This is a genomic window from Flavobacterium sp. R1_16, assembly GCF_057652095.1.
In genome coordinates this window covers 174,444-187,686 of sequence record NZ_JBYFCG010000004.1, presented here as the reverse complement: position 1 = coordinate 187,686, position 13,243 = coordinate 174,444, and the positions used below count along the sequence as shown (strand labels likewise).

The 13,243-nt window shown below is 32.2% G+C and carries 15 protein-coding genes and 1 pseudogene; 6 read left to right on the top strand and 10 right to left on the bottom strand.

Translation table 11 applies throughout. From position 1 onward, the window contains the following. Positions 1-178 precede the first annotated feature (178 nt). From AC23L6_RS08595 to AC23L6_RS08570, 6 genes are all read left to right on the top strand, one after another. The gene (locus AC23L6_RS08595) at positions 179-1,330 is read left to right on the top strand and encodes an RHS repeat domain-containing protein (protein ID WP_487561864.1); all 1,152 of its coding nucleotides are present in this window, start codon (positions 179-181) and stop codon (positions 1,328-1,330) included. 61 nt (positions 1,331-1,391) lie between these two features. Then, complete coding sequence (locus AC23L6_RS08590; RefSeq protein ID WP_487561757.1) at positions 1,392-1,787, top strand: toxin-antitoxin system YwqK family antitoxin; 396 nt, start codon at positions 1,392-1,394, stop codon at positions 1,785-1,787. 182 nt (positions 1,788-1,969) lie between these two features. Continuing rightward, on the top strand, positions 1,970-2,980 hold the full coding sequence (locus tag AC23L6_RS08585; protein ID WP_487561756.1) for an RHS repeat domain-containing protein: 1,011 nt from the start codon (positions 1,970-1,972) through the stop codon (positions 2,978-2,980). Between the two features lie 11 nt (positions 2,981-2,991). Next, on the top strand, positions 2,992-3,411 hold the full coding sequence (locus AC23L6_RS08580; protein ID WP_487561755.1) for a hypothetical protein: 420 nt from the start codon (positions 2,992-2,994) through the stop codon (positions 3,409-3,411). A gap of 349 nt (positions 3,412-3,760) precedes the next feature. Next, positions 3,761-4,291 carry an REP-associated tyrosine transposase gene (locus tag AC23L6_RS08575; RefSeq protein WP_487561754.1) on the top strand — a complete coding sequence of 177 codons (531 nt, stop codon included), beginning with the start codon at positions 3,761-3,763 and terminating at the stop codon, positions 4,289-4,291. A 437-nt stretch (positions 4,292-4,728) separates the two neighbouring features. Further along, positions 4,729-5,781 carry a site-specific integrase gene (locus AC23L6_RS08570; RefSeq protein WP_487561753.1) on the top strand — a complete coding sequence of 351 codons (1,053 nt, stop codon included), beginning with the start codon at positions 4,729-4,731 and terminating at the stop codon, positions 5,779-5,781. A gap of 185 nt (positions 5,782-5,966) precedes the next feature. Here AC23L6_RS08570 and AC23L6_RS08565 read toward each other — a convergent pair whose 3' ends face one another. The 10 genes and pseudogenes from AC23L6_RS08565 to AC23L6_RS08520 all read right to left on the bottom strand — a co-directional run bounded on the left by AC23L6_RS08565 (position 5,967) and on the right by AC23L6_RS08520 (position 13,111). Then, positions 5,967-6,149 carry a hypothetical protein gene (locus AC23L6_RS08565; RefSeq protein WP_487561752.1) on the bottom strand — a complete coding sequence of 61 codons (183 nt, stop codon included), beginning with the start codon at positions 6,147-6,149 and terminating at the stop codon, positions 5,967-5,969. 2 nt (positions 6,150-6,151) lie between these two features. Next, on the bottom strand, positions 6,152-6,445 hold the full coding sequence (locus AC23L6_RS08560) for a hypothetical protein (RefSeq protein WP_487561751.1): 294 nt from the start codon (positions 6,443-6,445) through the stop codon (positions 6,152-6,154). A gap of 105 nt (positions 6,446-6,550) precedes the next feature. Next, positions 6,551-7,588, bottom strand: a complete 1,038-nt coding sequence (locus AC23L6_RS08555) for an RHS repeat-associated core domain-containing protein (RefSeq protein ID WP_487561750.1) — start codon at positions 7,586-7,588, stop codon at positions 6,551-6,553. A 245-nt stretch (positions 7,589-7,833) separates the two neighbouring features. Beyond that, a complete protein-coding gene (locus AC23L6_RS08550) occupies positions 7,834-8,151 on the bottom strand; it encodes a transposase (RefSeq protein WP_487561749.1) in 318 nt (105 codons plus the stop codon). 45 nt (positions 8,152-8,196) lie between these two features. Further along, entirely contained in the window at positions 8,197-8,556 is a 360-nt protein-coding gene (locus tag AC23L6_RS08545; RefSeq protein ID WP_487561748.1) for a hypothetical protein, read from the bottom strand. After that, positions 8,522-9,535, bottom strand: a pseudogene (locus tag AC23L6_RS08540) (RHS repeat-associated core domain-containing protein); the annotation flags it as partial. The pseudogene AC23L6_RS08540 and the gene AC23L6_RS08545, both read right to left, overlap by 35 nt. 215 nt (positions 9,536-9,750) lie before the next feature. After that, positions 9,751-10,260, bottom strand: a complete 510-nt coding sequence (locus AC23L6_RS08535; protein ID WP_487561747.1) for a hypothetical protein — start codon at positions 10,258-10,260, stop codon at positions 9,751-9,753. 13 nt (positions 10,261-10,273) lie between these two features. Beyond that, the gene (locus AC23L6_RS08530; protein WP_487561746.1) at positions 10,274-11,179 is read right to left on the bottom strand and encodes an RHS repeat domain-containing protein; all 906 of its coding nucleotides are present in this window, start codon (positions 11,177-11,179) and stop codon (positions 10,274-10,276) included. A 179-nt stretch (positions 11,180-11,358) separates the two neighbouring features. Then, positions 11,359-12,129, bottom strand: a complete 771-nt coding sequence (locus tag AC23L6_RS08525; protein WP_487561745.1) for a hypothetical protein — start codon at positions 12,127-12,129, stop codon at positions 11,359-11,361. Further along, positions 12,095-13,111, bottom strand: a complete 1,017-nt coding sequence (locus tag AC23L6_RS08520; protein ID WP_487561744.1) for an RHS repeat-associated core domain-containing protein — start codon at positions 13,109-13,111, stop codon at positions 12,095-12,097. Before AC23L6_RS08520 ends, AC23L6_RS08525 begins: the two co-directional genes overlap by 35 nt. Positions 13,112-13,243: the final 132 nt, after the last annotated feature.

Genomic DNA, 13,243 nt, shown 5'->3' with positions numbered 1-13,243 from the left:
ACAATGTGGTAATTGTAAATTAATTGCTAACTTTGATCAAACGGATTCAAATGGAGACCTTGTAGGTGATGTTTGCGACAATTGTAAAACAGTAAACAACCCAGACCAAACTGACACTAACCATAACCGTATAGTAGATGTTTACAAAGGCTTAGCTTAAGGAGAAGGACAACTAGCGATTGCAGGTACGCCTTCTTTACATTCTCGATTTGTTTGTGACAAACAATATGAGTTAAGCAACCATCTAGGAAATGTACTCTCCGTTATATCTGACCGAAGTATTTTTAAAGAAAACATAGGGTGTTTTCCAGACGTTCTTAGATATTCAGATTACTATCCTTTTGGGATGCTAGTGCCGAATAGGCACTATTCAACGCCAGCCTACCGTTACGGCTTCCAAGGACAGGAAAAAGATGATGAATTAAAAGGAGAGGGAAATAGTTACGATTTTGGGGCTAGGATGTACGACCCGAGAGTGGGACGATGGTTTAAGACAGATCCGATTTTTGAACGATATCCTTATGATTCTCCTTATATATTTGCTGGAAATAGCCCTATATCTGTTATTGACCCTGATGGTGCGCGAAAAAAGAAAGTCACAAATATTTACAATGAAAATGGTGAATTTGTCAGACAAGAAATAAAAGTTGTAGATTATAGCTTTATTAAAAAGAGCGAATATAATAGAGATAAACTTATTCTGTTTGGCAAAGAAATTTATAACGACCAAGTCATAGAATATGATTATTATGATTCAGTTGACCTGGAGATGGCCGTTCAAGATGCCAACGGTAAGATAATATATTCCGAAATAATCCAAAAAGATATTTTAGCGGAGAAAAGAATCGATAATGTGAACCCGTCAACATCAGGACTTGTATCAAACGCCGTTTCTTTATCTGATAGAGCTGAAGATATGGCTGTAGAATCGAAATCAAATGGAGGTGGTTATGATTTTTATAGCAAAAAAGGCGAAGGTTCGGGAGTTGTCGCAGTTAATAGAGAAAATACCGACATGGTTAATGGCGATGACATGATGGCTTTGTTGCAAGTTGGCAAAGGTATTGGAGATAAGATGAGTAATCCTTCAGATCCATTTCCCACATCGGTTTCACGAAAATCAGATGCTGTGAAGTTTATGGAGAAATTCAAAAAAGGATTTAAAGTTGCTGAAAAAATCATGAAATACGTAGAGAAGTTCAAAAATCAGTTGTCAAAGTGTGAAATTTGTAATAGATATTTTGGCCCTAATAAAAAAGAAGTTGATTCTACAAATTTGTCTAATAGTCAAAAGACGGATACAAAAAAAATAACTCCTGAACAACATTAATATGAATTATGTAAGACACCTACTTATATGCTGTTTTTTTGTTACTTATTCTTGTAATAAAATGTCAACCGAAGAAAGCGCGTTAGGCGATTCAAAATTATTAACGTATCAACATTCTGATTCACTCGATCGAAAGACAATCGACTATTATGACCGAAATAATTTCCGGTACATGAGAGAGAGGTGGTTGGAAAATGGCTATAAGCGTGTTTTTTACAGATATTATAAATCTGGAAAATTACAATTGAAATACAAAACGATTAACGGGGAATTAGAAGGCAAGTTTGTAACATATTATGACAATGAACTGAACACAGTTAAAAAAACGGTAAACTTTAAAAAAAATGATGAAAATGGTAGGTCGATAGAATATTGCAGCTGTGGAAAAATAGTCAACGTTTCCGAATTTATAGATGGTAAAAAAGTATCCGACAGCAATTCTAACCACACAGAGTGATTGAACCAGCTACCCCGCTCTCCGAAATGTTCCTATGTAAAGCTCAGCAGATGTCTCCCGACTTTGCGTCAATAATAGTAAAACATTTATCACAATAAAAAAACTACAACCCTAGAAAAGTTGTGGTTTTTCGATTATATTTACCTTACGTTCTTTTACAAAATGTTAGATATCCTTTTGGGATGCTTGTGCCGAATAGACACTATTCAACGCCAGCTTACCGGTACGGCTTCCAAGGACAGGAAAAAGATGATGAGTTAAAGGGCGAAGGAAATTCTTTGAATTATACCTTTAGGATGCACGACCCGAGAGTAGGAAGGTTTTTTGCTGTGGATCCATTGGCAAGAAGTTATCCTTGGAATAGCCCTTATGCTTTTAGTGAAAATCAAGTCATAGCTTTTGTTGAACTTGAAGGTAAAGAAAAAAATTGGGCACAAGCTTGGAAGGATGAAAAAAGAGAATTTAAAGCACTATTCAAAGCGTCAACTTGGCGTGAAATAAGAGAAGAAATACATCAAGCTTTTAATGAAGATCCCAATAATCCAAAATTTATTAAGCCTCAAGGTGCAGTTGAAAATACTGTTTTTATAGGGGGACAAATAATCGCTAGTTTCCATCCAGTAGTTGCTATGAATAATTTGCAGTCTGGATATAATAGAGGCTTAGATTCTTTTGGCAATGAAATGACTACCACAGGAATGGTTCTTGAAGCTGGAGGATTAATACCTGCAGTTAAGTTAGGGAGAATTCTTAAAGTAGCAAGTGAAACTACTAAGGTGATGCCTTTTGTGGAAAATTTTCAACGAATCATTACTATAGCGGTAAAATCTTCATCAAATATTGAAAAAATTATAGTCACCGGAGAAAGAGTTACGGAAAAATTTATAGTAATTGGACGTAATATGGAAGAAAGAATTCATCCATTAGCAGAAAAGCTAAATAATACAGGAGTTGTTGCGGAGTCGTGGCGAGGTTTCGATGAAACTTTAGATGAGGCAACGAATTTAGCTAATAATAAGTCTTGGATAAAAGAAAAGATTGCAGATGGATATGGAGTTATTGATGCTGGTTTAGATCCTTATTGGACTAAGCAAGGAAATTTTGAAAAAGGGGTGTTTTATGAAATGGAAATGAAAACAGTACAAGAAGCAAATTTTGGGTCTAAAGCAGAAATAAACGTTGTGGCACCTTAAAATAAATTAATATGGATAAAGATTTTTTTTTAAGTTTTGTGAAGGAATCATTTTTGTTTCTGAATACTGATTATAAATTTATTTATAAAGGAATTAAGGATACGAGCCGTAACTTCTCTATTTTATATGAAAAGAATGATTTAATTGTTGAATTAAAATATAATAAACCTAATAAGTATTTTGAAGTTTCTATTTTTAATAATGTACACGAAATAGAAGAAATTAATCATGATATTGACTCAAGTATTGGTTTAACATGGTTAATTATAAAATATGAACCTACAAACAATAAAGAGATTAATAATCTAAAAATTGATTCTTTAGAAGAAATGATTAAATATAAAGCATTATTATTAAGAAAATATGGAGATTCCATTTTATCTGGTAAGGAATGGTTTTCCTGGGGCGATGTTATCAACTCACAAAAGTAAAATATGTAGCTTGATGTTTTGGACATCTTTACTGGCTCCATGGTGCGATCAATTTGTAACACTAAGCTAGTGGGATGCCTCTAGCTTATACCCGTATAGTTGTGAGACAAACGGGGAGGAAGTCAAAATAAATAAACGAATAAGCAACAAGTAAAATTGTTTTTATTTAATGCATTTTCCTAACGTTCTTACACAAAATATCCCCGCTCTCCGGAGTGTTCCTATGAAAAGCTCCGCAAATGTCTCCTGACTTTGCGGATTTTTTTTACTTAAAATCAAACATTATGAAAGAAGGTTATGTAATTAGAGACCAAACATTACCTCATTTTTTAACCGCTACAGTTGTAGATTGGGTAGATTTATTTTCAAGAAAATATACGGAGACAGCATCATAAAATATTTTAAGTATTGTATAAAAAATAAAGGAATGATTTTGAATAGTTATGTAATAATGAGCAATCATATACACATGATTGTGCAATCTGACAGAGGTGAGCTTTCAGATTTACTTCGTGATTTTAAAAAATTTACTTCCAAAACAATTCTAGAAAAAATTCAAACTGAACCTGAAAGTAGAAGAGAATGGATGATGGAACGTTTTCAATTAGCCACAGCAACCCATTCTAGAAATAAGAATTTTCAATTTTGGCAATATGGTAATCATGCCGAAGAGATTTATTCAGAAAAGTTTATGTGGTCAAAAATAGATTATATTCACTTTAATCCCGTTCGAGCTGGTATAGTTTCAAAACCACAAGATTATATTTATTCTAATGTATCAAATTATGTTGAAGGTAAAGGAATTATCGATATCGAATTAGTTGAAATTCCTGTTGTGAATGTTTTAAATTCATTCGTAAAATACAATAGTTATGAGTAATCGTTTTTTATAAAAATCCTGCAAAGTCGGGAGACATTTGCGGAGCATTTCGTTAATATAGAATACTTTGCAGAGTTGGGCTATTTTTTTATGTTCCATTTATAAAACAAATTAATAATTGCGTAATTGTATTATGCGTAATAATTTTATTATGCACAATTTTATTACGCATTATTGTGTAATAGTTTAATGCGTAGTAAAATTATTACGCATTTATATACTACGCAAATTGAAACCAAAAAAACACTAGAAAAAAAATTGTTTTTTTTCAGTCAAATGAAAATCCGCCAATTAGGAACATCGAATATCAAGCCATAGACTTCGAATAGCTGGGTTGCTTTTTTTGTTTAAAAAGTATCCTATAGCTCCCTTACTCCAAAAAAAACAATCTAATTTCAATCTTTCAATAAAAGTGTATTTTTGGCAAAAACCAAACTATGAAAAAGACAAGTCCTATTATTCCTCTATTCAAAAAGTTTATTAAAGAAACAGAAACTGGAAAACGACTCAAAAAAAATGGTGAAAAGATAAAGGCAAATTCCATTACAAATTATCATTATGTGTTGCAAAATTTGATTCGCTTTTCTACTGATATCTCCTTTGATTTGCGGTTGTGTGATGCCGCTAAATTGGACAAACGCGAACTGCAATCTGAAAAGAACTATTGGAAAAAATTTTATCAAAAGTATACCGAATATTTGTACAAAAATGACTGCCATGATAATTATGTAGGGGCTAATATAAAAATTATTCGAACGTTTTTTAATTATCTTAAAAATGATAAGGACATGTCAACTGGTGATTTTCAGCGTCTATTTTATGTCCGAAAAGAAGAAATTGGCATTTTCGTACTAACGCCAGAGCAGCTCAAGTTCTTGATTCATGACAAACTGTTTGAACAATCTCTCAGTCCTAGCCAAAGGCGTATAAAAGACATTTTTGTTTTTGGTTGCACTACTGGATTGCGGTACTCCGATATTTTTTTGCTAACCAATAAAAATTTTGAGTTGATGCAGGGCGATTGGTATCTCAAACTTAAATCCCAAAAGACCAAAACCTTTAGTTTTATTAAGCTTTCTCCTTATGCAGTGACTATCTTCCAAAAATACGAACAAAAAAATAGTAAGTCTACACTATTTGGGCAAATCAGTTTGTTTAACTTTAACAAAAACCTAAAACTGATTGGTGAACAAGCGGGCTTTACAGACGCTATTGAAGTTTCGCGGGAAAAGCAAGGTAAGACTCAAAAAATTGTTAAAAAAACAGATCATTTAAAAAACCGATTTTGTGATAAAATGAGTTCACACATGATGAGAAGAACCGCTATAACAACACTTTTAATTCTAGGAATGCCAGAACATTTAGTACGTAAAATTAGTGGCCATAGCCATGCGAGTAGCTCTTTTAACCGTTACGTGCATTATGCTCAAGGTTATATTGATGTAGAGATTGGTAAAGTGCACGAAAAGCTAGAAAGTTATGAAGTGTAAAAACAGGCAATTACGCCTGTTTTTTTACGCTTTATTTATTTGCTACAAAGTCGGGAGACTTTGTAGAGCGGTCCTAACTTTATTCATACTTGTCGAGCGGGGAGACATTTGCTTAGCTTTGCCGATACACACTTCGGCGATCGGGGGGCATAGCACTAGTAATCGGGGGGATTGTCTAAATCATCCTATTTTATTTTATCTTTTTTTCTATAATGATTAGCAAACGAATAACTAACACCGAGAACTATAGCACTAATAAAAGAATAATTCCAATTTATACCACTATTAGGTTCTTTATTGTATAGAAAATATACATTCAAAATAAAGAAAGGAACAAAAGTTATTAAAATAGCAATAAAATTTCTCATAATTATTTGTTTTTATATTTAAATCCTGCATTAACAATTTCTGCTGAATCTGTAATTTCCTCCGTCAAATACATTTCGCTAATTTCTGGTTTCATTTTAGAATATTTTACTTTGTAATATTTTTTTAAAGGAGAATCTTTTTTGTAATCATCACACACATAATTAATATATTTCAACTTATCAACATAATATTTATATTCAATATAAGAGTTTCCTCCATCATCAGTTCCTGAATACCTAACAGCTTTACCGACAGTAAAAACACAATTACTCTTAAGGTAAGTTTCACGCTGCATGCCTTTGTATTGTATAATTATAAACACTATAAAACTAATTATAATGATACTATTAAATATCTTTTCTTTGGTTATTTTCAATTTATTACTTTAAATAATTAATTGTTATTTATCACTTTTATTTACTTCTTTATTTACTTCTTTTTTCACAGCACCACTAACTCCTTTTGTCCCCATTATTAGAACATTTTCCATATATGTTCCGACACCAGCGCTAAATTGTGGGAGATTTAAAAGTTTTATTTTACTTCCGAAGCTGTCGCTTATCTTTCCAAAAGAAAAATCTAGAGCGAATTCATTAAAAGATGAAAATCTATAATTTCCTGTACTTTTGTCTTTCAGAAATGAAGATTTAATAAAAAGCCCACCAACCCCACCAAAAGGACTAGTGAAAATATTTTTAGTTACTGAAATAGAATTGACATCAAAACCAGAAGCTAAATATTGCCCCCCAGAAGTAGTTGCGAATCCAAGTAAAGCACCTTTTGCACTGTTTAGTGTAAATGCTTCAGCCACTGAGGTTCCTACATACCAAGAAGAATATGCCTCATAACCTCCAGCTACTATAGGTGCAGCCTCTACCGTAATTGGCAAAGCGGGCAAAGTTGCTATTGCGACAGCAAATCGCCAATCTGTTGAAGGTGCATATTCAGCATTATATGCAGCATTAAGCTCAGGAGAAATACTACTTGCTCCTGTCATTGCTCCAAGAACATCATTAACTCCACCCGCCACTGCTTGTAATGCTTTTGTTGCAACATTTACATTTTTAGTAGCTCTAACAGTAACTTCTGCTAATTCAGTAGCGGGATAAGCTTCTCCTGTATAGTTTCCAGCCGAATCTGTTTTTTCCCAATTATCTCCTTTTGGCTGTGACTCTGGATTGACTTTAGTATTAGAAGGCTCCAAACCTTCCAACTCTACCATATCAATAACCCTATTCCCACTAAACTGATAAGGAGAATAATATGGGTATTTAGCCTCAAGAGGGTCTCTAGCAAAAAACCTTCCCACCCTCGGGTCGTGCATTCTAAAAGTATAATTCAACGAATTCCCTTCCCCCTTTAACTCATCATCTTTCTCTTGCCCTTGAAACCCAAACCGATATTTCCCTGAATTCCCATGCCTATTAGGCACTAGCATCCCGAAAGGATTGAAACATTTTGTGTAAGAACTTGAGGTAAATGTATTAAAAAAGCAACTCTATTACAAGTTGCGTTATTTAAATTACCTCTGTTGCAAAACGCTCTATTTTATCTTTGTAAGTAAGTAGGCATTTGATTCAATCGAGAACCAGATTTATAAATAAAAAAAATCCGCAAAGTCAGGAGACGTTTGCGGAGCTTTTCGTTATAATAGAATACTTTGCGGAGCTGGGGTTTTATATACTACCTCTCAAAGTCAGGAGACTTTGCGGAGCGGGGGAAAATGCCGATTGCTTTTTTTAATATATCACGTTCTAGTTCTGCATCTTTCAACTTTTTCTCTAATTCGTGAATCTTTTCTTGTTCTGGTGTTAGTTTAAGATTTCCTTTTCCAGGAAAACTGCCTTCGCCAAATTCTTCGTATTCTTTTCGCCATTTGTAAAGTAAGGTAACTTTTATTCCAAGTTCTCTTGCCAGTTCTGAAATATTATCTCTTTCATTACTTAATTGGACTGCTTTTGTCTTAAAAGCTGGATCATAGATTTTTCTTTCTCGTTTCATATGTTAAAAATAAGATTTTATTCTTAACTTTAACTGGAAGCTAAATTAGTATATCCAAATATTCGCTTTATAAATTTCTTTCTCACTATTGCTTAAAATTAGCTTTCTGTTTTCATCAGGTTTATATTCAAATGATTCAACAATACCGTTTGAATATTTATATATGATTGAATCAGTTGTGTTTAAATTACCCTCTCTATAAAGAATGATTCTTTTTTGATAATCAAAAACTTTAACATAAATCCTGTATTTGTGATTATTATTTTTAACTTTTAACTTTTCAATTACTAAATATTTTTCATCATTTTTTTTAAAGAAATGATGATTTACAATTAAAATAAAAAATATTAATATAAAAAAGTATTTCATTTCAATCTTGTATTTGGGTTTCTGCTTTTTTTCCATTCCTTGTTTTCCAAAAAATTGTACCACCTTCAACAGCAGTCGCCTCATAACGCATTTTATTTTGGTTCCTATAATGAGCTTTCCCTCGATCATAATTCCACGCCCTACTATGCTGCGGAGCCACAAAAGAGCTTTTTCCTTGTTTATTCTCCACTGCTGTTTTAAATTTAGTATATAAACTCTTACTCATTGTCCAACCTAATGTAGCTGCATGCGATTCACAAGATTTTTTCCCTTTGGAAGTAGAATAAGTATCTTTACACTCTTGACCGTTTACTAAACCTTGTTCTATTCCATCCCAACTATCTGCTCCATTACTATAATCAATACCTCCTTGTTCAGCATTAATAACTGCTGCAATTGAAGTTTGTTTAAAATTGCCATTCCTCTTTTCATCAGTAGTTTTAATAAATGCTTTAGCTAAATCACTTCCTTCACCATAAGCCGCTTTATTTGGATGATTCTCGTGTACGCTTGCAATACCATAAGCTTCTTTAACACTTGAATGAGAACTCTCTGCATAAACAATTGAGGATTTTTTTACCAAGGTACTATAATCAATTCCTAAATCTGTAGAGAAATTCGCTGATATCTCAGTAAATGTTTCCGAAGGTATGTCATCTTTAATAGCTGTATTAATTTGTGCCATAACATCTTTTTCGACGGTATTACTATTAATAATCATCACTTTTGTTGACTCACCAACTTTGCCAATAAATTTTCCATCAGCGGCATAATAATATTCTAATCCATCTTCATCGACACCAGAAATGGGAGAATTACTAGCAAACTGATATGGTGTTAATTCTGGGTATTTTTTAGTTAAAGGATCTATACTAAAAAATCTTCCTGTTCTAGAATCGGTAACTCTCATACCATAATCATAATGATTTCCTTCTCCTTTAAGCTCGTTATCTAACTCCTTGCCGTTGAAGCCATAACGATATGAAAATGAGCTACCGTGACGATTTGGCACTAACTGTCCAAAAGAATCCTAGCCATCATCAACAAGAACGTGAGGTAAAAATAGCATTTATTATAATGTAAAAAGCAACTCGTTGAAAAGTTGCTTTGTTTATTTTATTTGCTTTGTGCGTCTGGGCAAGATGCTCTAACGAGCTCATACCTGATGCTCGAACCTGCTTGGAGAATACTTCGTAGAGCTGGAGAACCTTCTGTAATCAATAGATATTACTATTTCTTTTTTTCAATTACAATTACTTTGTGCGTAGCCCTAAATTCATTGCTAATTATCCTAACAGTTTGCTCCATCTTGCCATCCATAAGTTGTAATGTATCAATCATAACTTTATCAAATATAACTCCATCTAAATAATTCGTTCCTACTTTGTTAAAGGATATATTAAATAAGGGAATACTAGAATGTTCTTCAGCAAGCAAAGTATCCTTAAGTAGAGGTTTAATACTTTCGATATTTAATAATTTATTGTTTTTATAAAATCGATATTCTATGGACCTATACTTTTTAATATCCTCTAAACTAGTAGTGATTTTATCAAATTTTCCTTTATAATCTATTTTTCCCTCATATATTTCATTTACAAACATTGTATCTGGTAAATCAAAATGAAACTCATAAACTGCTTGTTTTGCAATTTCACTTTCTTTTTTTATTTCATTTTTTTTGCATGAGCAAAGGATAATAAATATATTTAGTAAACAAAGAATCTTAAATGTTTTCATCAAGTTGTAATTTTTATCTAACAGCATTTTTTCTCATTGATTGTTGTTCTTTTTTTCTTTTATTCTGTTTGGCTATTTCTGGTATTTTCGATAAATCTCTTTTATTTACTGAAGTGTCCTTTTCAACTCCTTCAATAACTTGGGAATCATTATTTGCCATTTTATCTGTAGAAAAAAACTGTCGTACTTGAATAGTTATGACTTCCACATTATCATATGCTGTAGCGGCATTTTTAAACTCTTCATTAATTTGTTTCCCTTTATCAAATACAGCTTGCATAGCCTTTAATTTGTTATTGTCACCCTTATTAATCATTGAACCTGGTCTTCCAAATCCTTTTCCAGAGCCAAGAGCCATAAAGAGATAAGTTGCATCAATAAGTTCGGGGTTCGGAGCAAAACTGTTATTTTCTATATTGGTAGAGCTATTTTTATCGTATAACTTATACCCATGTTTAAAATGCATTTTATTATTTCCTTTTAAGTTGTCGCTGTGCTCTTTAGGAATTAATTCTATTTTGCTATCTACATATGCAGCAGCCTTTTTTACAGGCTCAATGATATACTGCTTAATAGGCTCAACAATAGAAGCATTTGGGCCTTCAAAAATTTCTCCAGATGTAAAGACTTCAAGCATTGCCTTTACATCTTTTTTCATATCTTTTACACTTTTTTTTGCTTCTAAACCTTCTAACTCAACAGCATCAATAACTCTATTTTCGCTAAAAGCATACGTTGAATTCCATGAATATTCTCTAAACAATGGGTCAACACTAAAAAATCTTCCAACTCGTGGGTCGTGCACACGATTTTCGAAGTTTAACGAGTTCCCTTCACCTTTCAACTCATCATCTTTTTCTTGCCCTTGGAAGCCATACCGGTAGGTTTCTGCCGAGCCATGGCGGTTTGGAACGAGCATACCAAAAGAATTCTAGCCATTATCTATAAGAACGTGGGGTAAAAATAACATTTATTATTATGTAAAAAGCAACTCGTTGAAAAGTTGCTTTGTTATTTTATTTGCTTTTTGCGTCCGAGCAAAATGCTCGAACGAAAGCATTACCTAATGATTGAACAAACCAGATTGTGGTTATATTATCAATTTAATTCTGAAATACTATTTATATATTTATAATTAAATTCTTCAAAAAAACTGTCATTATAATCTGCTGAAATAACTTCATTCTTTATCTTAATCAATCTATTTAAATTGTAATAATATTCTTTATTAACAACTTTCTTTTTAAAAAAATAAGTTTCTCTAAGTATTTTATCACCATCCGAATAAATATTTAGAGAATCTAATCCTTCCGCTATTTCTGTATCACTATTGTTAGAGACATAGGGTAACAACATAAATATTTTATCTCCTTTAGTTTTATAATGATATTTATAAATGAAGATTGAATTGACAATTTTTTTTGAAATAGATAAATTATCATTATACAATCTCTCTATTTCTTTAAAATTAATATCATCATACAAATTAAAAGTATCTTTATAAATTATTCTCTTTCCCAAAATATTCGCTTTATAAATTTCTTTCTCACTATTGCTTAAAATTAGCTTTCTGTTTTCATCAGGTTTATATTCAAATGATTCAACAATACCGTTTGAATATTTATATATGATTGAATCAGTTGTGTTTAAATTACCCTCTCTATAAAGAATGATTCTTTTTTGATAATCAAAAACTTTAACATAAATCCTGTATTTGTGATTATTATTTTTAACTTTTAACTTTTCAATTACTAAATATTTTTCATCATTTTTTTTAAAGAAATGATGATTTACAATTAAAATAAAAAATATTAATATAAAAAAGTATTTCATTTCAATCTTGTATTTGGGTTTCTGCTTTTTTTCCATTCCTTGTTTTCCAAAAAATTGTACCACCTTCAACAGCAGTCGCCTCATAACGCATTTTATTTTGGTTCCTATAATGAGCTTTCCCTCGATCATAATTCCACGCCCTACTATGCTGCGGAGCCACAAAAGAGCTTTTTCCTTGTTTATTCTCCACTGCTGTTTTAAATTTAGTATATAAACTCTTACTCATTGTCCAACCTAATGTAGCTGCATGCGATTCACAAGATTTTTTCCCTTTGGAAGTAGAATAAGTATCTTTACACTCTTGACCGTTTACTAAACCTTGTTCTATTCCATCCCAACTATCTGCTCCATTACTATAATCAATACCTCCTTGTTCAGCATTAATAACTGCTGCAATTGAAGTTTGTTTAAAATTGCCATTCCTCTTTTCATCAGTAGTTTTAATAAATGCTTTAGCTAAATCACTTCCTTCACCATAAGCCGCTTTATTTGGATGATTCTCGTGTACGCTTGCAATACCATAAGCTTCTTTAACACTTGAATGAGAACTCTCTGCATAAACAATTGAGGATTTTTTTACCAAGGTACTATAATCAATTCCTAAATCTGTAGAGAAATTCGCTGATATCTCAGTAAATGTTTCCGAAGGTATGTCATCTTTAATAGCTGTATTAATTTGTGCCATAACATCTTTTTCGACGGTATTACTATTAATAATCATCACTTTTGTTGACTCACCAACTTTGCCAATAAATTTTCCATCAGCGGCATAATAATATTCTAATCCATCTTCATCGACACCAGAAATGGGAGAATTACTAGCAAACTGATATGGTGTTAATTCTGGGTATTTTTTAGTTAAAGGATCTATACTAAAAAATCTTCCTGTTCTAGAATCGGTAACTCTCATACCATAATCATAATGATTTCCTTCTCCCTTTAACTCGTTATCGAGTTCCTTACCATTAAACCCGTACCTATAGCTATCACTAGAGCCGTGTCGGTTAGGCACTAGCATCCCGAAAGAATATACGTATTTTGTGTAAGAACGTGAGGTAAATATATAAAAAAAGCAACAATTTTACTTGTTGCTTTTTTGTTTATTGACTTGTTTTGTCTACTCAACTGTGTAGGCTCGGAAAAAATTTCC